The organism is Halomonas sp. AOP5-B2-8 (genome assembly GCF_052376475.1).
In the GTDB taxonomy this organism is placed as follows: domain Bacteria; phylum Pseudomonadota; class Gammaproteobacteria; order Pseudomonadales; family Halomonadaceae; genus Vreelandella; species Vreelandella casei.
Window position 1 is genome coordinate 175,675 of the sequence record NZ_JBQSVS010000001.1, and the last position, 24,265, is coordinate 199,939.

A 24,265-nucleotide genomic window follows, 5' to 3' on the forward strand; every position below is an offset into this window, starting at 1 on the left:
CCGTACTCCTTGTCACATAGCCTTAACGTTGACGCACGGCTAGCACTAGCATACGCAGCACGGCGATCGCCAAGATGGCAAAACCGATCAACGTCCAGGCAGGCAGTGAGAGGCCTAGCAACGAGAAATCGATATTGGCACACTCACCCGAGCTGTTTAACACCATGGACACGACGTCCCGCATGGGCAGGATATCCATCATGTATTCAAGCCCAGGCCCGCATGAAGGAACCTCGTCAGCCGGCAGTGATTGCAACCACACGTGGCGCCCGGCAACAAAGACACCGGCTCCAACGGCCGCCAGCGATAACAGCCCGTAAATGACTTTGCCGACGCGGCCTGCAGGGTTATGTATGGCTGCAATGGCGAACACAATACCAGCCGCAATCACCGCTACGCGCTGAAAAATACACAGTGGGCAGGGTTCATAGCCGCCGATATGCTCAAGACCAAGAGCGACCGCCATCATCAATACACAGAAAGCTAAACCGGCCAGGGCTATTGAGCGAAAAGAGTGCAGGATCATTGGCGAGCCTCAGAAGGTAGCGCCGATAAAGCGCGGGATTCGCGTGCTTTAGTAAAGTAAACCTGTAAGAACTCAGAAAACGACTCTTGGTCAGCGGCTTCAATATCGTGCTGCTGTTGGTGCGACGTTTCAATTAGCTGGGCTAATAACGCTTCACGACAGCGCTGCATCGGCGCCGCCTTCAGCTGCTCCGCCTGCTCTTGGGCCAAACTCAGCATCAAATCACTTAACGAGCCGCCGTTTTCCTTCAGCCGTTCGAGCACCTGAGCGGAAGGCGTAAGTGTGGGGTCACTCAGCCTAGGTGCAAGGCTCGCTAATGCCTCTGCGTGCGGTGCACCTTCTTCTACTCCGTCAAGCAGGCGGGCCACTTCGCCCATTTCCGCAAAGATCTGTTCGCCCCACCCGCTCACCGAAGTGGGTTTACCATTATTAAACAGCTTAAGCTCGGGATCACGACCGCGCTCGACAACCCAACGACGATTGTCGTCTAAGCGGTCACATTCCTCGTCGGAAATCCATGGGCTGTCGCTGAGCAGGCACCACATCAAAAACGTGTCCACAAAGCGCATTTGGACTTCATTCACGCCAAGCGGATCGAAGGGATTGAGATCTAAGCAGCGCACTTCGATATATTCCACGCCACGGGCTTCCAGCGCCTGACTTGGCGTTTCGTTGTGCTTAGCGACACGTTTGGGGCGAATATCGCTGTAATATTCGTTCTCAATTTGCAGAATGTTAGCGTTTAACTGGCGCCACTCGCCATCTACGTTAACACCCATTGCTTCATAGTCGGGCCATGGCGATGAGATCGCGTGACGCAGCGTATTAACGTAATTCGACAGCGAGTTAAAACAGATTTTAAGCTGCGACTGCACTTTATTTTGGTACCCAAGATCCGACATACGCAGGGTCGTCGCGTAAGGCGCAAAATAAGTGTCGTCACTGAGCGACTGCAGCTTATCAGGCACATTGCCTGCAGGCAGAAAGCTTTTATCGATGGCCGGTGACGCACCAAATAAATACAGCAATAACCAGCTATGACGGCGGAAATGACGAATCATGCCGAAATAGCGGGTGGAGCGATAATCGTTGAAGGGGATATTGGTGGCTTTTTCCATTTCACGCAGCGCGTGCCACATATCATCCGGCAACGAAACATTGTAATGAACGCCCGCAATCGCCTGCATGATGCGCCCATAGCGCATGTCTAACCCTTTGCGGTAAACATGCTTCATGGTGCCAACATTGGAACTGCCGTAGTCGGCAATCGGCACACTGTCGTTGCCAGACAGCCTAGACGGCATGCTGCCAGGCCAAATCCACTCATTTTCTAAATGATGATAGGTAAACGTATGCAGGTCAGATAAAAAGCACAGCGCCTCACCCGGCTGTGAGTAAACCGGCGTAATGTACTCAAGCAGCGACTCGGAGTAATCGGTGGTGATATGCGGATGGGTTAACTTAGAGCCCAGTGCGTGCGGGTGTGGGGTTTGCGCAATATGGCCATTGGCGTCAACTCGCAATCCTTCTTTTTCAAGCCCACGACGCAGGCGGCCCAACCGGCCAAGGCGCGCACTGGGAAGCAGGCGTTCAACTTGCGCAGTCAGCGCGGATGGCACAGTGAGTGGTTCAGTCAAGGTGAACACTCCTTGTCAGTAAAGCCCGCCGACGGCGGGCCTTGGTGAAATCAGATGGCATCGTCAGCATCTCTGCTTAGCGCAGTAAAAGGCAGGATATGGCGGCAACCATGTTTTTTTTCAAGGCATCGCTTATCAAGACATCGCTTTTTCAAGGCGCGCGATACGTTACCGCTGCCTATGACTATTTTCCGCCACGCGCTTTTAACAAAGCGGCGCCAAGCGCACCCATGGGTGCCGCCTGCTCAGAGGGCTTCGAAGCACTACGCTGCCCCCGCGTAGGCTTTCGCTGGGCGTTCTGCTGATCAGCGCCGTTCTTAACATCGTTTTCAGCCTCAGGCTGATCATCCAAGCGCATGGAAAGCCCTACTCGCTTACGCGCAATATCAACGCTCATTACTTTAACCGTCACGATATCCCCTGCCTTTACAACGCTGCGCGGGTCGTCGATAAACCGGTCGGATAACGCAGAGATGTGCACCAGGCCATCCTGATGGACGCCAATATCAACAAACGCACCAAAGTGCGTGACGTTGGTAACGGTACCTTCCAGCACCATGGCGAGCTTGAGATCTTTCAGTGTTTCAACCCCTTCACGAAACTCTGCAGCTTTAAACTCAGGGCGCGGGTCACGGCCAGGTTTATCTAGCTCTTTAAGAATATCGCTGACCGTAGGCACACCAAAACGCTCATCGGCAAAGTCGGCAGGCTTGAACGCTTTTAGCGCCGCGCTATCGCCAATCAAGCCTTTCACCTCACGACCACCCTGCTTGGCGATACGCTCCACCAAAGAATAGGCCTCAGGGTGAACGGCACTAGCATCCAACGGATTATTCGCATTATGAATACGCAGAAAGCCGGCGCACTGCTCAAAGGTTTTCGCGCCTAAGCGGCTCACCTCTAATAGCTCTTTACGACTTTTAAAAGCGCCCTTTGCATTGCGTTGGGCAACAATATTTTCAGCCAGCGCCGCACTCAGCCCAGCAACCCGTGAAAGGAGCGCGCTAGAGGCGGTATTGAGATCGACACCGACCGCGTTAACGCAGTCCTCGATCACGACTTCCAGGCTACGCGACAGCTGTACCTGAGAAACATCGTGCTGATATTGCCCCACGCCAATCGACTTGGGCTCGATTTTGACCAGCTCGGCGAGCGGGTCCTGCAGGCGACGGCCAATGGACACCGCGCCACGGATAGTGACGTCTAAATCAGGCAGCTCACGAGAGGCGTATTCAGAGGCAGAATACACCGAGGCGCCGGCTTCTGAGACCATCACCTTGCTTAACCGTTGCGCGGGCGCCAGCGCCTTGACCAGCTCGCCTGCCAGCTTGTCGGTTTCACGACTAGCGGTGCCGTTACCAACAGCAATCAGCTCAACGCCATGCTGTTTAATCAGCTTGGTTAGCACGCCTAACGACTCATCCCAGCGGTTCTGCGGCGCGTGAGGGTAAATAGTCGCCTGATCAATAAACTGGCCGGTGGCATCAATCACCGCAATTTTACAGCCCGTCCGCTGGCCTGGATCAATCGCGAGGGTAATTTTCTGGCCCGCCGGTGCCGCTAGCAGCAGGTCTTTCAGGTTGGCTGCAAACACCTCGATAGCCGTTAATTCAGCGGCTTCGCGTAGGCGGCCCAGCAGCTCTGTTTCCAGTGCGGTATAAAGCTTTACGCGCCAAGTCCAGCGGACAACTTCAGCGAGCCACTTATCCGCCGCACGGCCTTGATCACCAATGCCGAACTGCTTGGCAATCGTCACCTGGGCAGGATGAACCGGGGCATCGTCTTCACCAGGCAAACGAATCGACAGGCTTAAGATACCTTCGTTGCGCGCGCGGAACATTGCCAACGCGCGGTGCGAAGGCGCTTTGGCCAGCTTCTCGTCGTGCTCAAAGTAGTCGGAGAACTTAGCGCCCTCCTGCTGCTTGCCCTCAAGCACACGGGCACTGAGTTCGCCTTCTTGCCACAGCCGTTCGCGTAATTGGCCTATCAGCTCGGGATCTTCGGCAAAGCGCTCCATCAAAATCTGCTTGGCGCCATCTAGCGCAGCCTTGGCATCTTCGATGGCGGGAATATCGCCTTCCGCCGAGCGCAAATAGTGAGCGGCTTCGCTTTCAGGGCTTAGCGTAGGATCAGCCAGCAGTGCATCCGCCAATGGCTCAAGCCCTGCTTCGCGGGCAATTTGTGCTTTGGTACGGCGCTTTTTCTTAAAGGGCAGGTATAGATCTTCCAGCCGCTGCTTGGTCTCAGCGGCATCAATGCTTGCCTTTAGCGGGCCGTCGAGCTTGCCCTGCTCATCAATGGCGGCTAGCACTGCGGCACGGCGTTCTTCAAGTTCGCGCAGGTAGCGCAGGCGCTCATCTAACTGACGTAGCTGAATATCGTCTAGGGCGCCGGTGACTTCTTTACGATAACGGGCAATAAACGGCACGGTGGCGCCGCCATCCAGCAGTTCCACCGTGGCAGAGACTTGTTCGGGACGTACGCTTAACTCAGTGGCTAAGCGCAAAATAATACGCTGATTGACATCCATAAATTACAACTAACTCATGCAGCATTTGATATGTTGCCAAGGTACCACAAACCTACCACGGCTGGCATGACTTGCAGCGTAACCGGAATGGCCCCATTTTCGGCGTTTCATCACCGACCATAAACAAAAGCCATGATCAGACGACATCACAGCAATCCGCAGCTACCCATAAAAAAATGGGACAGTGCCGAAGCACTGTCCCATTTTTATGACACTTACGGGCAAGCCTATTTTCAGCTCACCTGCGGGCCCGCTTTGACGATTGCGTCGCTGACGCCTTCGAATTTCTTGAAGTTATTAACAAACTTCGTCGCCAGTTCTTTCAGGTGACGATCGTATGCTTCACGGTCTTGCCAGGTTTCACGCGGATCAAGCAGGCTAGAGTCAACGCCCGGTACGGAAACAGGCACCTGCAAATTAAGACCATCAATATGCTTGGTTTCGATGTCGCGCAGCACACCTGACTGAATCGCACTGATGATGGCGCGAGTCGTCGGGATGGAGAAGCGTGAGCCGCCTTCACCGTAAGCGCCGCCGGTCCAGCCAGTATTGACCAAGTACACCTGAGCGTCTTTTTTGTCGACACGCTTGATCAAAAGGTCAGCGTATTCACGCGCAGGCCGCGGGAAGAACGGCGCGCCGAAGCAGGTAGAGAACGTCGCGGCCAAGCCTTCAGACGAGCCCATTTCGGTTGAGCCCACTTTGGCAGTGTAGCCTGACAGAAAGTGATAAGCCGCCGCTTCCTTAGACAGCACGGACACCGGCGGCAGCACGCCAGACATATCGCAAGTCAGAAACACGATCGCGTTCGGCTCGCCCGCGAGATTTTCCGGTACGCGCTTCTCGACGTGCTCTAGCGGGTAGGCGGCACGTGAGTTCTGAGTCAGGCTGTCGTCAGCGTAATCGGGCTCACGGCGGTCATCCAACACAACGTTCTCAAGCACGGTGCCGAATTTAATGGCGTTCCAGATAACCGGCTCGTTCTTTTCAGAAAGATCGATGCACTTGGCGTAGCAGCCGCCTTCCATATTGAAGACGATGCCGTCGCCCCAAGCATGCTCGTCATCGCCAATCAAAAAGCGCGTTTGGTCAGCGGAAAGCGTGGTTTTACCGGTGCCAGAAAGACCGAAGAACAGGCACGTTTCGCCATCTTCACCGACGTTAGCCGAGCAGTGCATGGGCAGCACGTCGGCAGCCGGGAGCAGAAAGTTTTGCACGGAGAACATGGCTTTTTTCATTTCACCGGCGTAACGCATACCGGCGATTAGCACTTTCTTCTCAGCGAAGTTGATGATCACACAACCATCAGAGTTAGTGCCGTCGCGCGAAGGATCACACTCAAAGCCTGCGGCATTAAGGATTGCCCATTCGTCTTTAGCGGCTTGATTATAGGCCTGAGGACGTACAAACATGGTGCGGCCAAACAGATTTTGCCAAGCGGTTTGGGTGGTGACGCGAACCGGCAGGTAGTGGGCGGAATCACTGCCGACGTGCAGTTCAGTCACGAAATGTTCTTGGCTAGTCAGATACTCATCAACCCGGTTCCACAAGGCGTTGAATTTGTCGGCATTGAAAGGCAGGTTGACACCGCCCCAATCGATTTGACTGCGCGTAGAGGGCTCATCGACGATAAAACGATCTTTCGGAGAACGACCGGTACGCAGGCCCGTATTTACTACCAGAGCACCGTTGGCCGACAGGCGGCCTTCACCACTTGCCACTGCGCGCTCGATCAGTTCGGCGCTGCTGAGGTTGACGTGGGCTTGGGGAGCAGCTTGAGTCGTGGTCATGTCGATTCCTGGCCTTAAGGCCGTTATGTCTCGTTTACCGGGCGAAAGGAGTTGCTTACAAAGACGTGACGTGTCTAACGTGCAAGCATCTTCATTACCATCGCCTTAAAGTTCATCCCAACCATGGCTAAACCGGCTGGGTGCGCTGAAGTCGGGCGCATTATGGCAAAAAGAAAGCCCCCGGGAAACGGGGGCGAAGATCAAATATCGTGTAGTTAAACTACTACATAGACACTACATTTTGTGTTGCAACGCAGTAATTAATAAAACGACCGTTTGCCAAAAGCGTCGTATTCATTGAATCCATTGACCCTCCCGCGACGACGGGCAGACCCGCTGATGGCTGCATTTGACTACACAATCAGTGAATTGTCGGTGATGGCGCCTCAGGGTCATCCAACAAAGTTTCAATATCCGCTGCCGTGTAGTGATATTTCGTGTGACAAAAGTGGCATTGCGTGTCGATTGCGCCCTGTTCTTGAAGAATATCGCGCAGCTCGTCTTGGCCTAATGAGTACAGCGCGGACGTCATTCGCTCGCGAGAGCACGTGCAGCCAAAGCGTAAATCTTTCGGATCGAAGACGCGCACCGTTTCTTCATGATAAAGACGGTACAGCACTTCACGCTGCTCAAGCCCCAGCAGCTCTTCTGTTTTGATAGTATCGGCCAGCTGCACGCTACGACTCCAGGCATCGACATCTTGGTTTTGCGATGCTTCCGGCAGGCGCTGCAACAGTAAACCACCAGCGCGCTCCTCATTCGCTGCCAGCCATAGGCGAGTCGGCAACTGCTCGGACTGGCTGAAATAGGCCTCCAGGCAGCCGCTCAGCGTGTCTTGGTCTAGCGCCACAATACCTTGATAACGATTGCCTTCACGAGGGTCGAGAGTGATCACAATTTGGCCTTCGCCCACCAGTTCGCGAAAGCTTGCATGCTCACTCGGCAGCGCGGCATCTTCTGCGATACGGGCAATCGCGCGCAGCTCACCGCCGGGGTTGGACTCAGCCATTAATAATGCCAGCACGCCTCGCCCGCGCACTTCAATACTCAGCGTGCCATCCAGTTTAACCGTATCAGTAAGCAGCGCCACCGCCGCCAGCAGCTCACCCAGCAGCTCATTAACAGCGGTCGGATAAGCGTGGCGATCCAACACTTCGTGATAGGCGGCAGACAGGGTGACGATTTCACCGCGTACATTGGTTTGATCGAATATAAAGCGTTGAATTTGATCGGACATGATTTAACTACCTACTGTTTAAAGTGCAGCTGATGTTTAACGGTGGTGACTCAAAGCGTGGGCATTACTCTCCCTGATGACGCTGGAAGCGCTGGATATCGCGGCGCTGCTTTTTATCGGGACGCTTGAGCGGATGCTGCATCGCTTCATTGGTGAGTCGCCGAGCCTCGGCTTCCCGCGCACGGCGCTGGATACTGTCGTCGGTCTCGGCATAGAGCATGCGTGCTTCAGGCGCACCGCGGCGCTGGTTTGAAAGCGATATCACCTCTACCTCAAGAACTTCCCATCCTTGCGGCACGCGAATATTGGCCCCCACTTCGACGTTTTTACTGGTCTTAACCCGGGCGCCATCGTAATGCACTTTGCCACCTTCAATCGCTTTTTTGGCAAGCGCACGGGTTTTAAAAAAACGCGCAGCCCACAGCCATTTATCTAAGCGTACGCTTTCACTCATGCATGCTCTCCTTGTCGTTACGACGACATCGGCAGCTGTTCGGGCAGCAACTGGGCAAATCGATCCAGAGCAATAAATTCCTGCAGCTCTTTTTCAGGCCGCTGACTATCCGGCTGTTTAATGCCCAATAAATGCTTGATGCCAAACTCACGGGCACTTTCTAACACGCTGGCGTTGTCATCGATAAATAGCGTACGGGCAGGGTCAAAGGCTTCGATTTCCTGTAGCGCGAACCAAAACGCCTGCTCTTCTTTGGCAGCGCCCACGTCTTCAGAAGAAACGATTGCATCAAGGTAGCTTTCCAAACCAGTCAGCGGCAGTTTCAAGGCAAGGCTCGCACGATCGGCATTAGTGGCCAGGATAACGCGAGGATGCGCCTGTTTTAACCATTTAAGAAAATCCAGCGCGCCGCTGCGTAGGCCGATTAAGTGCTGCACTTCGCGCTTCAAGGCAACAATATCGACCCCTAGCTCGCGGCTCCAGTACGCTAGGCTGTACCAGTTCAGAGTGCCCTGCTCACCAATAATGCGAGCCTTTAGCGCCTCTTGAGAGGCTTCATCTAGCTGGTGCAATTCACGGTAGCGCCGCGGCAAATGCTCAAGCCAAAAATGGCTATCGAAATGTAAATCTAGCAGCGTACCGTCCATATCGAGAAGGACGGTGTCTATCTCGCGCCAATCAATCATTGTCGCTCCGGTCGCGTAAGGAGTAAGCGTGCTATTGTAGCTTAACCGCCTTTTACCAGCCATGGAGGCACGCTTTTATGTCCGACTCCTTTATGCCCAACTCCCCCACAGCCCCTCATGATCCCGACACCCGCAGCAGTACTGATTACCTGCGCAAACCGCAAATTTTATCGCGCGAATGTGTGGCGCAAAGTCGCTTATTTCAAGTGGAGTCATTAGCACTGCGTTTTTCTAACGGCGAAGAGCGTCAGTTCGAGCGTTTAACCGGCGCTGATCGCGGGGCAGTGATGATTGTGGCAATGCCAGACCCTGATCACGTATTGCTAATCCGAGAATACGCAGCGGGATTTGAAGATTACGTACTTACGCTACCGAAAGGGCTGGTCGACCCCGGTGAAGACATCGTCACCGCGGCCAACCGTGAGCTGATGGAAGAGTGTGGCTTTGGTGCGCACTGCATTGAACCGCTGGTCGAGCTTTCGTTGGCCCCCAACTACATGCGTCATCGCATGCAGGTGCTGCTCGCCACCGACCTTTATCCCAAGCGGCTGCCGGGAGATGAACCCGAACCGCTGATTGTGGAAACGCATGCCTTAGAAGAGCTGCCGGCGCTCTTAATGCGCGATGACTTCCATGAAGGGCGCACCATTGCCGCTCTTTATATCGCCAGGGATAAAATGCGGGAAGAAAAGCGTCACAACGCCACTGATTTACTCTAATCACAAATGAATGAGAGCAGCGTTGGCGTTTACCCAACGCTGCGTTGACTTCAGACGTGATGCTTCAGAAATGATGCTTCAAAGAAATCCAGCGCCGTTGACGGTGGCTATCTAGCCCTGCTTCTAACAACGTCATTGAGCGCAGTGCGTCATCTACGCTAACCGGCAGCGGCGCCTGCTCGCGAATAGCGGCAGCAATTCCTTGATAATAGGCAAGATAATCACCGGGCAAGGTGGCATGTTCGCGTTGTATTAGCGGCGTGCTTTCACCCTTGCCTTCGCGTAACGTTAGCGTACCGTGCTGAGTATCATTCCCCCAGTGTGCTCCGGGCACCTCACCGGCTTTCAAACGCTCTTCCTGCGGATCTAAACCATACTTTACATAGCTGCCATCTGTACCGTGAATTCGAAAGCGTGGCGTAGGATCGGCCGCTAGCGTGCTCGCCGCCAGGGTAACGCGAAAGCTTTCATAATCCAGCACGGCAAGGAAGTCATCATCAGCCTTTGCACCATCACGCCGAGCGCTTACTTCCAGCAAAATGGCGTGCGGCATGCCAAACAGCTCGCAGGCTTGGTCTAGCAGATGCGGCCCCAGGTCGTACCAAATACCGCCTCCTGGCGCGGCCTTCTCACGCCAGCGGTCAATTACTTGTGGGCGAAAGCGATCAAAGCGTGATTCGATGCTGACAACGCGTCCTAACGTGCCCGCTTCTAGCAACGCTTTTACGGTTAGAAAATCGCTGTCCCAGCGGCGATTGTGAAATACCGAGAGTAGCCGCGCCTTATCATCGGCTAGTTTTTTGAGCAGTTTGCCCTCTGACACCGTGACAGTGAACGGTTTATCGACCACCACGTGCTTACCCGCAGAGAGCGCCGCTTTAGCAAGAGAAAAGTGCGTATCGTTGGGTGTAGGGATAACGATGAGGTCAATATCGCTACGCTGACATAGCGCTAGCGCCTGACTCTCCACCTCGACGTTAGGTAATGCTCCCCGCACCTTGGCAGCGTCACTGGATGATACAGCCACCAAATCCAGGCCTTCTGCGGCCTGGATCAGCGGTGCGTGGAAGGTTTGGCTAGCGAAACCGAAGCCAACCAGTCCAACGTTAATGGTCGCCTTCATTGCATTCCTTCACATGTATTATTGCGATTTATTACCCGGTTTGTTCTATCAATACTGTTTTATCAATACTGCTCTACCAGTACTTTTCTATCAATACGAGTACAGCAGTCTCGCAAGAAGCGGGCCGGGTTATTGGCATCGCTTTAATCTCTAAGCGTAGTTTAAACTTAGCTTAATCTTAGTCACGGCCAAATACGACATCAGCGACGTCGCGATAGCGCTTGGCGAAGTGCACCGTCATGCCCTCTTTCAGATAGTCCGGCAATTCTTCGTAATCACGGCGATTAGCATCGGGAAGAATGAGCTCGAATATATCGCTACGCCGGGCGGCAATCACTTTCTCGCGAATACCCCCTACCGGCAGCACCTGACCGGTTAACGTCAGCTCACCGGTCATTGCCAGCGGCCTATCAATGGCGTGGTGCTTGGCAAGAGACATTAGCGCCGTCGTCATCGTGACACCCGCCGAAGGGCCATCTTTTGGCGTCGCCCCTTCCGGCACGTGAAGGTGCACAAACGCTGAGTCAAAGAAATCGGCATCGGCACCGTATTCTTGCAGGTGACCAAGCGTATAGCTGTAGGCGATATTAGCCGACTCCTGCATCACCTCTCCCAGCTTTCCGGTGAGTTTGAAACCGCGATCCAATGAATGCACTTTGCCTGCCTCAATCGGCAGCGTTGCGCCGCCCATGGACGTCCACGCAAGCCCGGTTACAACGCCTTCACCGGTTAACACTTTTTCCTTACGGAAGATCGGCGCACCCAGAAACTCTTCTAAGTTCTTAACCGAAACCTTGACCGTTTCAATATCGTCTTCCAGCAGTTTCACGGCTGATTTACGCACAATACGGTGGAGCTGTTTTTCCAGCTGCCTTACCCCGGCTTCACGAGCGTAGCCTTCAATAACCTGTTTTAAAGCCGCATCGGTCAAATTAATGCGCTTTTTAGGTAAATTGTCGCGTTTAAGCAATTTCGGCCACAGATGATTCTTGGCAATCGCCAGTTTTTCTTCCGCGATATAGCCAGAAAGGCGAATTTGCTCCATGCGATCAAGTAATGGCCCAGGGATCGAATCCAAGGTGTTAGCCGTGCAAATAAACAACACTTTAGAAAGGTCCATCCGGACATCAAGATAGTGGTCGAGGAAATCGACGTTCTGCTCGGGATCAAGCACTTCCAGCAGCGCCGAAGCGGGGTCCCCCTGGAAGGACTGCCCCAGCTTGTCAATTTCGTCCAGCATGATGACGGGGTTTTCGACCTCTACCTCTTTAAAGGCCTGCACGAGCTTGCCGGGCATAGCGCCTACATAGGTACGCCGATGGCCTTTGATTTCCGCCTCATCGCGCATCCCGCCGACCGAAAACCGGTAAAACTGACGGCCTAGCGTCTCAGCGATCGATCGCCCGATCGATGTTTTACCCACCCCTGGCGGGCCGACTAGCAGTACAATCGAACCGCCAACATCGCCCTTGAAAGTACCTTCGGCCAGGAATTCGATAATGCGTTCTTTAACGTCGCTGAGGCCGTCGTGATCCCGATTCAGCACTTGACGGGCATGCGGAAGATCCAACTGATCTTGGCTGGTCACGCCCCAAGGCAGTGAGGTTAGCCAGTCGAGATAGTTACGCGTGGTGCCATACTCTGGCGACCCGGTTTCCAGGACGCTGAGCTTGGTAAGCTCATCATCAATTCGGGTTTGAACGCGTTCAGGCACCACTAGCGCATCCAAGCGCGCCCTGAAAGTATCCACATCGTTTTCACGATCATCTTTGGAAATACCCAGCTCGCGCTGGATCACTTTAAGCTGTTCACGCAGGAAAAACTCGCGCTGACGATCCTGCATCTGCGCGTTTACCTGCTCGCTGATCTCACCCTGTAGCAGAGCCACGTCGATCTCTTTCCGCAGCAGCGGCAGCACTTTCTGCATCCGCTCTTCTACCGAAAGTGTTGCCAGCACATCCTGCAGTTCGGGGCCTTTGGCAGAGGTAATCGCCGCTGCAAAATCGGTCAACGGGCCTGGCTGATGGGGGCTAAAGCGGTTGAGGTAATGCTTAAGCTCTTCGCCATACAGTGGGTTTATGGGCAGCAGCTCTTTAATCCCGTTGATAATCGCCATGGCGTAGGCGCGGGTTTCTTCATTCTCCGCGTCAACCGGCTCTTTTGGATAAGTGACTTCAACCAAATACGGCGGCTCTTTGGAGAGCCAGCGAGTAATTTTAAAGCGCTGCAGACCCTGAGCAATAAACTGAATCTGCTCATCTTCACTCTTTAGCTTATGGACTTTGACGGCAGTCCCGATCTCGGGAAAACTCTTGTGGTCAATGGAGCTAACGCCCTGTTCACCGACAAACGCAACGCCAATCATGTGATGAGGCGTATTGCCTACACGGCGCATAGTCTCTTCCCAGCGTTCACGATTAACCACTAAAGGCTGAACCTGGGCCGGGAAAAAAGGACGATTATGGATAGGAAGGAGGTAGATGCGCTCTGGCAGCATTTCACTGGCAGGCACTAGAGAATTTACCCGTTCACCGTCTGAGCGGTAGTCTTGGCTGCCCTGCTCTTCATTCGCTTTCTGAGGGCGTTCGTCATGGCCCTGATGAGAAGCTTTATCAGTGGCTGAAAAAGACTCGTCGTCTACTTGCCAGTTAAGGTGCTCATCATCGCGGTCGTAATCTTGGTCGCTCATGCGTCCTCCAATGAACCGATATCGGCGGTGAGAACCGCCTAACGTTGCCAATGGAATGCGGGCACATAGCCGAAACTTCAACCCTTCACGCCTACAACCGAGTGTTTATATCATGCGTTAAGCTAAGCACTCATCAATGATTACGGCCAAAGTTCAGGCATTGGGCGACCGTTAACCCGCCATACGCCACGTATAACATCAAACTGCAGTTCACGGGTGCCTAGCGGCAGGCCTAGCCATAGCGCGGCTACGGTGGGGGCTTCGTGCCAGGTGAAATCGCCATCAATGCGTTCAAACCAATTAGCCCGCTCTTTGTCTTTGTCCAAATCGACGACACTTAGCTCATCTAACTTGCGGGCATCGAAAAAGAGCGCGCCGTCCGCGTCTAAGCGAATGCCCAATAAGGGGCTGTCTATGGCGACGGTCATGACATCCAGACGCGGTGAGTCGCTGAGCATGTTGCGCAAATCTGGTTCAAGGCGGGCTAACAAACCCTCTGCCATCGGCAGGCTTGAGTCTCCCCAAGCGGCTTCCTGGCGTAAACGACGAATGCCATGGCGCACCGCGTCAGCGTTCAAGCGAGAAAGCTCCATCTCGATTCGGCCATTCATTAGCGGCGTATCAGGCGCCTCTGAAGGCACCAGTACATCACCCACCTCTAGCTCACCCTTAATACGCAGCTCGCCTTCATCCAATACCATATGGCTACGCAAATCTAAGGGCGAAAGCTGCATAACAAACGCGGGGTAGCTCAACTGCAGCGTTTCAATATTTAAATGATCGCGCTGCGAAAAGTGGTAGGCGCCATCGGTGTAGGTATAACGACTTTCAAGGACGGTGGGGCCAACCGCCAGCTGAGACATGCCATCGGTCAACGTGAGCTGATCTAACATCGCACGCAAGCGCCAGTCGCCAAACACGCCTTCTAAGCGCAGCCGGGCGCCGCGAACGGATAATTCGCGGCCATTTTGCTGAATGACGAAGGGGGCCAGTGCAAGGCGCAGCTCGCTGTGGCCGCTCAAGGTATGATAACGGCCTTGCCAGCGTGGTACAGAAGGCGCGGTCACTTCACCCACGGCTTGCTGCAGCACGGTATCTAAGCGGGGTAAAAGGGAACCTTCAACGTCAGTACTTAAAATGCCGTGGCGGGCATTGTAGTTAAGCTCAAGCCGCCAAGGGCGGCCTAAAAGCGGTGAGAGAATGAGCCTACCATGGGAGCTTAGCCAGCCTTGGCGGCTCTCTGTGCGGCTAACACGCCACTCGCCACGAGCCTCTAGATCCTCCAAGGCTTGATGCAGGCTGCGTTCAAAAAGGATGCTTGAGAGGAGCTGCGCTGCCACCCATACCACGGCGATCACCGCCAGCGTGGGGACAATCAGACGTTCCTTGCGCATACTCTCTCCTTGAAACCAACGCACTCGACGCAAACGTAGCTGAAGCCAATAGCTGAAGCCAATGCACCCGAAAAACCGATCTACAGAGTTTGTACTTCTGACGACGCCTTGCCTACCTTTACTAACCGCTGACTAAGCATCTTGCTTAGTGCAGCCAGAACCAAAGGTGCATCGTACTCCAGGCGTAAACCCCCGCCATAACATCATCGATCATAATGCCAAAACCACCGGCGACGCGGCGGTCTGCCCAGCGAATTGGCCAAGGCTTGAACACATCAAAGATGCGGAACACCACAAATCCCCATAGCGCAGCCTCCCACGAAAAAGGCACCGCTGCCATGGTCAACCAATAGCCGACAAATTCATCCCACACAATGCCTGAATGGTCATGCACGCCTAAATCATGCGATGTTTTATCGCATAGCCAAACGCCCACAATAAAAGCGACAAAGCAGATACCTAAATACCACCCTAGGGGTAAATCCGCCATCATCCAATAAAAAGGAATCGCGGCTAGGGTGCCAAACGTACCGGGTGCCCAAGGCACTGTGCCGCTGCCTAAGCCAAAGGCAAAAAAATGCGTTGGGCGACGCCAGACACTTTTCGGTGCACGATTCATGGCGCTTCCCCACTAAAATGCTGCCAACCAGCATAGCCACTGATATCTGTCTGATCAGCCGCACTAATACCTAGCGCTTCCTGACAGCGGCCTATGACGGTGAGCGTCAACCCCAATGGCGCCAAGCGCTGCTGCGCTTTAGCAATATTGTCACTACTTAATGTCACTAGCAGCTCATAGTCGTCACCACCGCAGAGCGCCGACTGCAGCGCGGCCTTCCGGCCTAGCGCGTTTTTCAGGCCTTCCGCTAGCGGTAAGGCATGTATATCGATCACTGCCCCGACGTGAGAGGCCGCGCGCAAGTGCGCTAAATCGGCCAGCAGCCCGTCGGAAACATCCAGAGCTGCGGTAGCCAAACCACGCAGTGCAATGCCTGCGCTCAAGCGCGGTTCGGGCAATAAGTAACGCTTTAACAGCGGATGCATTAGATCACGCTCACCCTGTTTCCAGAGTGCCAGGCCGCCTGCTCCGCCGCCTAGCGCACCGGTCACCGCAATTAAATCGCCCGCCTGAGCACCGCCACGAGTGAGCGCCTGACCTACTGGCACTTCGCCCATCACGGTAACGCCAATAGCCAGAGCGCCTGACGTGACATCGCCTCCGACCAGCGTCGTGGCATGTTGCTCGCTAAGCGCGTGAAAGCCGCGCGCATAGTCGGCTAGCCATGTCTGGGTCGCGTCGTCGTCAGCAAACGAACGCTGATCAAAGCTCAATGCCATTAAGCACCAGCGCGACGTTGCGCCCATGGCCGCCAGGTCGCTAAGCGCTACGGCCAATGCACGATGGCCCACCGCAAATGCCGGCGCTTCGCGGGGAAAGTGTACGTCCACGACCGAGGTATCAACGCTAACGGCCAACCGCTGGCCTGCTTGCGGCACCAGTAGCGTGGCATCGTCGCCACATCCTAGTGCGACGCCATCAGACACCGAAGCCTCCTGCGACGGCATGAAGTAGCGTTGAATCAAATCAAATTCGGCAAGCACAAAGGCCCCTTAAACGCATTGTCATACCGCTCACGTTCAGAGACGACGAGCGCTGACTTCGGCACTGCGCAAGCGAATTGCCAGCTTGTCCAGAATGCCGTTCACGTATTTATGGCCATCGGTGGCGCCAAATGACTTAGCCAGCTCAACGCCTTCATTAATCACGACACGATAAGGCACTTCCATACGCCGGGATAACTCGTAAGCCCCCAGCCTTAAAATCGCAAGTTCCACCGCATCCAGATCTTCCAGGCGGCGATCTAACAGCGGCGAAATATCACGGTCCAGCTCTGCTTTAAAACGCACCGTGTTGTGAAGCAGGTCATGGAACAGCGCCTTGTCGGCGATTTCCATCACTTTCACCCAGTTTTCGTGATCTTCCAAGTCATCATCGGCAACCTGGCTTCGAAACTCGGCTTCAATGGTGGTGATGGACTTACCCGTCATGTGCCACTGATAAAGCCCTTGCACGGTTAACTCACGCGCGGCATGACGACTCTGCTGAGCGGCAGACGGTTTGCGCTCGCTCATTTAGAATCTCCTGGCGAAAGCGCCCGTAGCAAAGAGACCATTTCCATTGCCGCCATCGCCGCCTCAGTACCTTTATTGCCCGCTTTCGTACCCGCGCGTTCAATCGCTTGCTCGATGCTTTCAACGGTTAGCACGCCGTTGGCAATCGGGGTATCAAATTCAAGCTGAAGGTGGTTAATCGCGGTGTTGCAACCGCCTGCTACGTATTCGAAGTGAGGCGTTCCACCGCGAATCACCGCCCCTAGCGCAATCACCGCATCAGGCTTCATCACTGTCAGCACGCGCTTAACCGCCAGCGGCAGTTCCCAAGCGCCCGGCACGTGAACAATGTGAATATGCTCAGCGTCGACGCCATGACGCGTCAAGCTATCGATAGCACCTTCTACCAAGCTATCGACGATATGGTGGTTAAAACGGCCGACCACGATGACGTAACGGCCATCGACATCAACAAAAGTACCTTCAACTTGAGAGAGGGAGTGCATCAATTTATTCCTGCTGAGAAGTTGGCTCATACGCCGTGTCATTAGGGCCAAGACGCTCAACGACTTCGAGATCAAAGCCGGAAAGCGCGGAAAACTTCCACGGTGAACTAAGTAATCGCATTTTACCCACGCCTAAATAGCGCAGTATTTGCGAGCCAGTGCCGATAGTTAAGTAATTGCCGGCGCCGTCGGAGTCGCTGGTACGCGGCTGGCGAACGCGATCAAGGAAAATATCCAACTGATCCTTCAAATCCTGATGCGGCCTTCCGTCATCGATCAACACAAATACGCCGGGGGCTGAGCCGGCAATCTCTTCCAGTGCGCCGTGCGCATCCCAGCGGCACTGCTCACCTTTCATCAATCCCATCACATCGCGTAGCGTATCGGTCAGATGCACGCGAACCGTGGTGACCTCCTCGGCGCTAGGCTGGCCATTCACTAGCGCCAAATGATGAGCGCCCTGAATGCGATCACGGAATACATGCAACTCAAGCTCACCGTGAGAAGTCGTCACAGAAGACGCTTCAATATGATCGACGGTCTGCTCATTGACGATACGATAATGGATCAAGTCTGCAATCGTACCGATTTTAATATCGTGTTTCTCAGCAAACGCTTCAAGCTCTGGGCGGCGCGCCATACTGCCGTCATCATTCATGATTTCACAGATGACGCCGCTGGGGTCAAACCCCGCCAGCGCCGCTAAGTCACAGGCGGCTTCTGTGTGCCCTGCACGACGCAGCACGCCTCCCGGTTCGGCCATCAGCGGGAAAATATGCCCCGGCTGAACAATATCGGACGGTTTGGCATGCGTGGCCACGGCGGCCTGTACGGTACGCGCACGATCGGCAGCGGAAATGCCGGTAGTGACGCCTTCAGTCGCTTCAATCGAAAGCGTAAACTTGGTGCCAAAACCAGAGCCGTTATCGCGCACCATTAGCGGCAAATTAAGTTGCTCGCAGCGGGCTCGTGTCATTGGCATACAGATAAGACCGCAGGCAAAACGGGCCATGAAGTTGATATGCTCGGCCTGCACCTTTTCGGCGGCCATAATGATATCACCTTCGTTTTCGCGATCCTCATCGTCCATGAGAATCACCATTTTGCCTTGGCGGATATCGTCCACCAGCTCAGCGATAGGGGATAGCCCCCTAGAGGAGGAGTGCGCCATGGAATCTCCAAAAAATGTTGTCGCGAAAGGTACTCGCGTTTGCTGCGATTTCGCGCGTCAGGGTACCTTGGTATCGTCACTGGCGCTAGTCGGCTGAGGGGAAGCGATAATGCGCCAGTCGCGCCCCACCGCCCGCATATCATGAATGGTTAAACGCCGCTGATCGGCCATACGGGAGAGCCCGGGCAGCGCAAACAGTGGCCGCGCTTCACCTCCTAACAGGGTCGGCGCCACAAACAGCTGCAGCTCGTCGACCAGCTCAGCATCAAGCATGGCCCCCGCGAGCGTCGCGCCAGTTTCTACCAGCAGTTCATTAATCTGTTCATTTTCAGCTAGCCACTGCAGCATTAAAGCGAGGTCGATACGGCCGTCGCTACCGGCTGGCAATACGTGGACCTCAGCGCCCGCCTGAGTTAGCCGTTCGCGCTTTTCAGCCAGGTGCTCTGGCGTGGTGATCACCAGGGTGCGCCCGGGTTCGTTCAAACAGGCTGCGGCTAATGGCAAGCGCAGTCGAGTGTCTAAAATAACCCGCAGAGGCTGCCGACGAACCACGTCGTCAGCATTATCGAGCTGGAGCTGTTCAGCGCGAAGCGTAAGTCGCGGGTCGTCCATAATCATCGACTCAACGCCGCTCAATATCGCGCTAGACCGCGCGCGCAGTCGCTGCACTTGGCAGCGCGCCTCTGGCCCGGTAATCCACTGCGACTCCCCCGACCCCATCGCCGTACGGCCATCTAAACTCATCGCCATCTTCAAGCGCACAAAGGGCCGCTGAGCTGTCATTCGGGCAATAAAACCAGGATTCAACGCGCGCGCTTCGCTCTCTAGCAAACCCACCGCGACGTCAATGCCTGCCGCTTCTAACCGCTGTAGACCTTGGCCACTGACCTGAGGGTTGGGATCGACCATCGCAACAACGACGCGGGCCACGTTGGCCACCACGAGCGCCTGGGCGCAGGGTCCTGTGCGACCGGTGTGCGAACAGGGCTCCAACGTCACATATGCCGTCGCGCCTTGGGCACGTTTACCTGCGGCGTTTAAGGCATGGATTTCCGCGTGGGGTTCTCCGGCACGCAGATGAAAACCTTCGCCAACGACCTGTCCATCTTTAACGATCACACAGCCAACCCGCGGATTAGGATCGGTCGTGTAAAGCCCTTTATTTGCCAGCTGTAGCGCCCGCGCCATATAGCGGTGATCGGCTTGACTAAAAACGGCACTCATTTCAACGGCTCGCTGCCGTCGCTGGGCTTAGAGGATGGCTCTTGAGATGGCTCTTGAGACAACCGATCAATCTCCGCGCGAAACTCGTCCAAATCTTGAAACTTACGGTATACCGAGGCGAAACGGATATAGGCCACATGATCCAGCGTTTTCAGCGCCAGCATGACTGACTCACCGATATCGCGGGCGTTGACTTCGCGATCACCCCGCGCGCGCAGGGTTTGACGAATGCGCTCCACCGCCGCTTCAATGGCTTCTGCGCTGACCGGACGCTTCTCTAGCGCACGCAGTATACCGGCCCGCAGTTTGGCCTCATTAAAGCTTTCTCGCGAACCGTCGGATTTCACTACCCGCGGCATAACGAGTTCAGCCGTTTCGTAGGTGGTAAATCGCTCTTGGCAACTCGCACACTGGCGCCGACGGCGTACTTGGTCGCCATCGGCTACTAACCGCGAATCGGTCACTCGAGTATCGTTTGCACCACAAAAAGGGCAATGCATGGCGGTCAACCTATTGTCAGCTCGTGTCAGCGGGCCCACGAGTTAGCGTTTAAACGCGGTATCTACCTCGCATTGTAGCGATTTGGCACACAAGCTGCAGCGTTTGTAGCAGATTGTTTATCAGGAGTCCGTCATGCCCCCCTTTGAGCAGACCGTCCACGACTACCTCAGCCATCTTTACGGCCCTAGAGCTTGCGAGGTCCAGCGTCGTTTAAACCAGCATATTACCCACTTCCTGTCACTTGCCCCATTTTCGTTTACGGGCATCGACATTAAACCTAAGAATGCACCATCTTGGAGCGAGAAAGATCAGTGGGTGATCAGCTATGGCGACTCTATTATTGAGGAAGACCTGCCACCGTTGGCCGTGCTCAGCGACTTTCTCCAGGCGCGGTTAGGCGAGCGTATCAGCGGAGTGCACGTACTGCCTTTTTTCCCGTGGAGCAGTGACGACGGCTTCTCCGTCATCCACTACCGGGAAGTCAATACTGACCTGGGCGACTGGTCACATATTCGCGAGCTCGCCAGCCATTATGATTTGATGGCCGATTTAGTGCTCAATCACGTCTCGCGAGAATCGCTGTGGTGCGTAGATTATCTTAGCGGTAGCCTGCCCGGCCGCGACTACTTTATTGACGTTGATCCCAGTACCGATGTGTCTCAGGTAGTGCGCCCCCGTAGCAGCCCTCTGCTAGTGCCAATATCAACCCGTCGCGGCACGCGCTATCTGTGGGCAACATTTTCCGAAGACCAGCTTGATCTGAATTTTGAAAACCCGGACGTGCTGTTAGAATTCGTGGGTATTTTGCTGTTCTACCTGGAGCAAGGCACGCGGATTGTGCGCTTGGATGCGGTGGCCTTCTTATGGAAGCGGCTGGGTACCGCGTGTATTCATTTGCCAGAAACGCATACCGTGGTGCGCCTACTACGGGCCATAGTGGATCACGTCGCCCCCGGCACGCTACTCGTTACCGAAACCAACGTTCCTCATCAGGAGAACATCAGCTATTTCGGGCTGGAACGACTCCCCGAAGGCGAGCCCGATGAGGCGCATATGGTTTACCAGTTTGCGTTACCGCCGTTATTGCTACACACCTTAACTCGGGGCGAGACCCATACGCTGCAAACATGGCTAACGAGCCTACCCATCCTCCCCGATCACTGCACTTACCTGAACTTTACCGCTAGCCACGACGGCATTGGCGTACGTCCGCTGGAAGGGCTACTGCCTGATCATGAACGTGATGCACTGTTGGAACTCATGCATCGTTTTGGTGGCTTTGTCAGCATGCGCAGCAATCCTGATGGCAGCGATACGCCCTATGAGATTAATATTACCTGGTTCGAAGCCATGCGCGGCACCCGCCGTGGCCCTGACCCTTGGCAGATAGCCCGGTTTATATGCAGCCAAGCGATTATGCTGAGCTTACAAGGGATTCCTGCGCTGTATATCCACACACTAACGGGCACGCTCAACGATGTAGAAGGCGTGGAACGCAGCGGCCGCTTGCGCTCGATTAACCGTCGCCGCTGGCAGCGTAGCGAACTTGATCTACTGCTAGACAGCCCCTCCACGCCCACCCACGATGTTTTTCACGCCTTAAGTCGGCTGCTGGGTCAGCGCCGCCAAGAGCCCTGCTTTCACCCTACTGCCGCACAGCGAACCTTGGCATCCGCGCCTGAGCTGCTCGCCGTGGAACGTGGCCCGCTTGCGGATGGGCGGCGCCTGCTAGCGCTGTATAACGTGACCGATACGCCGTTTGCGCTAGAAAATGGCGGTGATGCCATCATACAGGCGCTAGGTAGGCATACTTGGCAAGCACTTGATCTCGATAATCCCTGGAATGTTGAGGGCGCTCTTTCTCCTTATGCGGTACGCTGGCTAGTAGCCTACAACTAAGGATATAACCAAACGTGCGCTTACATTACCAACCCATCATCAGTGGCATGTTATTACTTGCAGGGCTTGGAAGCACAGCTATTGGCTATGCCGACGACCTTCCTGCACCGATACAGTCTCTCGCTGACCAAGGCTTCGAGATCCACGGGCAGTTTGATTCGCCGGGCGATTTACGCGGCTATGGCGTGACGAGGCAGGGCCAGGAAATGGCTGCCTACTTAACCCCTGACGGGGAACACGTCATTGTCGGCACGCTAATGGATAGTGAAGGCAATGACCTCACTGATGCGCAGCTGGATGAACATGTACGCGCACCGCTAGAAGCACAAACTTGGCAGTTATTAGCACAGAGCCACTGGATTCAAGACGGTGACACTAACGCCCCCCGCGTGATTTACGTTTTCACCGATGCCAACTGCCCCTACTGCCGCCAGTTCTGGCAAAACGCTCGCCCCTGGGTAGAAGCCGGCGATGTGCAGTTGCGCCATATCATGGTGGGCATTTTAGCCCCTGACAGCCCGGGTAAAGCCGCCGCTATTTTAGGTGCCGACGATCCCGCTGCCACGCTGAAGGCACATGAAAGTGGTCAGCAAAGCGTTGAAGCAAGCGCCCAGCCACGGGATATCGAAGAACAGGTATATGCCAATAATCAGCTGTTTGAAGAGCTAGGATTATACGCAACGCCAACCAGTGCCTTCCAGCGTGAAACGGAAAACGGCACCGTTCGCATTGACCGCATTCAAGGCCTGCCTAACGATGAACAGCTGGTCGACATGATGGGCAGCGAAACGCCTTAAGTACCACGTTCATGATGAGCGTGGCACTTGGCCAGAGACTATACTTCCCCCTGATTATCCAGCTCTACCGCTTCGTGCATGCGCGCCAGCAGGCTAGGCACAGCCGCCTGAACACGGTTCCAGCTAGGAATAAAAGGTCGCTCACGCGGGTTATCCATAAACAGATTGCCCGCTTCGAGTAGATTGCTGGCGAACAGCTCAACGGCCTGCTCTTCAGTATGCCGATCTAGGCTTAAGCCATTCATCGTCGCATCGTGATCGTAGGCCTCAATTAAATCTAATGCGAACCGGTAATAGGTTGCTTTGAGGGTACGAAAGTCTTCACTGCTAAAGGTAATGCCCTGGGTCGCCAATTTGCGATAAAGCGCTTTTGAAATATCCAGGCTCATGCGATTTAAACCGCCATCAGGATCATCTTCGCTGATCGGCTGATGCTTGTGATCATAGGCATCAGCAATATCCACTTGGCATAGTTGACGCAGGGAGTAGTTGCGCTGTAACTCAGACAAAACGCCGATTTCCAGTCCCCAGTCTGCAGGTATACGAATGCCTTCCAACACGTCACTACGCATAGCGAACTCACCCGAGAGCGGGTAGCGAAAGCTATCCAAATAGTCCAGGTAAGGCAGCGGCCCACAGACGATTTTTAACGCCCGCAACAGCGGCGTCACTAATAGCCGTGAGACGCGGCCATTCAATTTCCCCTCTGCAATACGCGGATAGTAGCCTTTACAAAAACGATAGTTAAAATTCGGATGAGCGACCGGATACATTAAACGCGCCAGCAAACTCCGCTCGTAGGTCAAAATATCGCAATCGTGTAGCCCGACCACCGATGACCGCCCAGACGCCAATACATAGCCTGCGCAGTACCACACATTGCGCCCTTTGCCTGGTTCTAACGCACCCAACCCATGCTCTTCTAGCTCCGCATCCAAGGCACGTAATCGTGGGCCATCATTCCACAAAATACGCGTATGTTGAGGCAGGCGAGAGAAAAACTCCTTGGCATGTAAAAACTGCTCACGATCAGCCCGATCCAGGCCGATTACAATCTCATTGAGATAAGGCACTTTCACTAACTCATCAACAATCGCCGACAATGCGGTTCCTTCCAATTCCGAAAATAACGAAGGCAGGATTAATCCCATTGGGCGTCGACGTGAAAATTGGCATAGCTCCTGCTCTAACGCCTCTACTGGGCGTCGAGTGAGGTTGTGAAAATCAGTAATAATGCCGTTTTGATGAAAGTCGCTCATATGTTTGCCTT

General features: G+C 54.6%; 21 protein-coding genes. 3 read left to right on the forward strand and 18 right to left on the reverse strand.

Going from position 1 to position 24,265, the window contains the following annotated elements; all coding sequences use genetic code 11:
• Positions 1-22 precede the first annotated feature (22 nt).
• From ACT3RP_RS00750 to yrfG, 7 genes are all read right to left on the reverse strand, one after another.
• Positions 23-526 carry a disulfide bond formation protein B gene (locus ACT3RP_RS00750; RefSeq protein WP_192536150.1) on the reverse strand — a complete coding sequence of 168 codons (504 nt, stop codon included), beginning with the start codon at positions 524-526 and terminating at the stop codon, positions 23-25.
• Complete coding sequence (gshA, locus tag ACT3RP_RS00755; protein ID WP_483393053.1) at positions 523-2,163, reverse strand: glutamate--cysteine ligase; 1,641 nt, start codon at positions 2,161-2,163, stop codon at positions 523-525. The genes ACT3RP_RS00750 and gshA overlap by 4 nt, the downstream gene beginning before the upstream one ends.
• A gap of 184 nt (positions 2,164-2,347) precedes the next feature.
• A complete protein-coding gene (locus ACT3RP_RS00760) occupies positions 2,348-4,693 on the reverse strand; it encodes a Tex family protein (protein WP_483393054.1) in 2,346 nt (781 codons plus the stop codon).
• A gap of 233 nt (positions 4,694-4,926) precedes the next feature.
• The gene (locus ACT3RP_RS00765; RefSeq protein ID WP_427046975.1) at positions 4,927-6,483 is read right to left on the reverse strand and encodes a phosphoenolpyruvate carboxykinase; all 1,557 of its coding nucleotides are present in this window, start codon (positions 6,481-6,483) and stop codon (positions 4,927-4,929) included.
• Between the two features lie 361 nt (positions 6,484-6,844).
• Positions 6,845-7,720 (reverse strand): Hsp33 family molecular chaperone HslO, encoded by an 876-nt coding sequence (hslO, locus tag ACT3RP_RS00770; RefSeq protein WP_193062271.1) that lies wholly within the window; start codon positions 7,718-7,720, stop codon positions 6,845-6,847.
• Positions 7,721-7,784: 64 nt separating this feature from the next.
• Entirely contained in the window at positions 7,785-8,174 is a 390-nt protein-coding gene (locus tag ACT3RP_RS00775; RefSeq protein ID WP_193062269.1) for an RNA-binding S4 domain-containing protein, read from the reverse strand.
• 17 nt (positions 8,175-8,191) lie between these two features.
• Positions 8,192-8,860 carry a GMP/IMP nucleotidase gene (gene yrfG, locus ACT3RP_RS00780; protein ID WP_193062267.1) on the reverse strand — a complete coding sequence of 223 codons (669 nt, stop codon included), beginning with the start codon at positions 8,858-8,860 and terminating at the stop codon, positions 8,192-8,194.
• 92 nt (positions 8,861-8,952) lie between these two features.
• On the opposite strand from yrfG, the gene nudE reads away from it, so the two are divergent.
• Positions 8,953-9,579 (forward strand): ADP compounds hydrolase NudE, encoded by a 627-nt coding sequence (gene nudE / locus ACT3RP_RS00785; RefSeq protein WP_427047029.1) that lies wholly within the window; start codon positions 8,953-8,955, stop codon positions 9,577-9,579.
• A 64-nt stretch (positions 9,580-9,643) separates the two neighbouring features.
• On the opposite strand, the gene ACT3RP_RS00790 is transcribed toward nudE, so the two are convergent.
• The 10 genes from ACT3RP_RS00790 to nrdR all read right to left on the reverse strand — a co-directional run bounded on the left by ACT3RP_RS00790 (position 9,644) and on the right by nrdR (position 20,298).
• Complete coding sequence (locus ACT3RP_RS00790; protein WP_441685079.1) at positions 9,644-10,702, reverse strand: oxidoreductase; 1,059 nt, start codon at positions 10,700-10,702, stop codon at positions 9,644-9,646.
• A gap of 178 nt (positions 10,703-10,880) precedes the next feature.
• Positions 10,881-13,391: an endopeptidase La gene (gene lon / locus ACT3RP_RS00795; RefSeq protein WP_193062263.1), complete on the reverse strand. Its 2,511-nt coding sequence runs from the start codon at positions 13,389-13,391 to the stop codon at positions 10,881-10,883.
• Positions 13,392-13,531: 140 nt separating this feature from the next.
• Positions 13,532-14,785, reverse strand: coding sequence for a DUF945 family protein (locus ACT3RP_RS00800; RefSeq protein WP_193062261.1), 1,254 nt, complete (start codon positions 14,783-14,785; stop codon positions 13,532-13,534).
• A gap of 145 nt (positions 14,786-14,930) precedes the next feature.
• Positions 14,931-15,404 carry a phosphatidylglycerophosphatase A family protein gene (locus tag ACT3RP_RS00805; RefSeq protein WP_096281286.1) on the reverse strand — a complete coding sequence of 158 codons (474 nt, stop codon included), beginning with the start codon at positions 15,402-15,404 and terminating at the stop codon, positions 14,931-14,933.
• Positions 15,401-16,387, reverse strand: a complete 987-nt coding sequence (gene thiL, locus ACT3RP_RS00810; RefSeq protein ID WP_483393055.1) for a thiamine-phosphate kinase — start codon at positions 16,385-16,387, stop codon at positions 15,401-15,403. The genes ACT3RP_RS00805 and thiL overlap by 4 nt, the downstream gene beginning before the upstream one ends.
• A gap of 36 nt (positions 16,388-16,423) precedes the next feature.
• Positions 16,424-16,918: a transcription antitermination factor NusB gene (gene nusB, locus ACT3RP_RS00815; protein WP_193062257.1), complete on the reverse strand. Its 495-nt coding sequence runs from the start codon at positions 16,916-16,918 to the stop codon at positions 16,424-16,426.
• The gene (gene ribH, locus ACT3RP_RS00820; protein ID WP_096281292.1) at positions 16,915-17,403 is read right to left on the reverse strand and encodes a 6,7-dimethyl-8-ribityllumazine synthase; all 489 of its coding nucleotides are present in this window, start codon (positions 17,401-17,403) and stop codon (positions 16,915-16,917) included. Before ribH ends, nusB begins: the two co-directional genes overlap by 4 nt.
• A gap of 4 nt (positions 17,404-17,407) precedes the next feature.
• Positions 17,408-18,574: a bifunctional 3,4-dihydroxy-2-butanone-4-phosphate synthase/GTP cyclohydrolase II gene (gene ribBA, locus ACT3RP_RS00825; RefSeq protein ID WP_441685083.1), complete on the reverse strand. Its 1,167-nt coding sequence runs from the start codon at positions 18,572-18,574 to the stop codon at positions 17,408-17,410.
• A gap of 57 nt (positions 18,575-18,631) precedes the next feature.
• On the reverse strand, positions 18,632-19,798 hold the full coding sequence (ribD, locus tag ACT3RP_RS00830; RefSeq protein WP_193062253.1) for a bifunctional diaminohydroxyphosphoribosylaminopyrimidine deaminase/5-amino-6-(5-phosphoribosylamino)uracil reductase RibD: 1,167 nt from the start codon (positions 19,796-19,798) through the stop codon (positions 18,632-18,634).
• Complete coding sequence (gene nrdR, locus ACT3RP_RS00835; protein WP_193062251.1) at positions 19,795-20,298, reverse strand: transcriptional regulator NrdR; 504 nt, start codon at positions 20,296-20,298, stop codon at positions 19,795-19,797. The genes ribD and nrdR overlap by 4 nt, the downstream gene beginning before the upstream one ends.
• A 133-nt stretch (positions 20,299-20,431) precedes the next feature.
• On the opposite strand from nrdR, the gene ACT3RP_RS00840 reads away from it, so the two are divergent.
• Positions 20,432-22,198 (forward strand): sugar phosphorylase, encoded by a 1,767-nt coding sequence (locus ACT3RP_RS00840; RefSeq protein ID WP_441685088.1) that lies wholly within the window; start codon positions 20,432-20,434, stop codon positions 22,196-22,198.
• A gap of 47 nt (positions 22,199-22,245) precedes the next feature.
• Complete coding sequence (gene dsbG, locus ACT3RP_RS00845) at positions 22,246-22,995, forward strand: thiol:disulfide interchange protein DsbG (protein ID WP_193062687.1); 750 nt, start codon at positions 22,246-22,248, stop codon at positions 22,993-22,995.
• A 38-nt stretch (positions 22,996-23,033) separates the two neighbouring features.
• Here dsbG and ACT3RP_RS00850 read toward each other — a convergent pair whose 3' ends face one another.
• Complete coding sequence (locus ACT3RP_RS00850) at positions 23,034-24,254, reverse strand: glycosyltransferase family protein (protein WP_444671648.1); 1,221 nt, start codon at positions 24,252-24,254, stop codon at positions 23,034-23,036.
• Positions 24,255-24,265 lie beyond the last annotated feature (11 nt).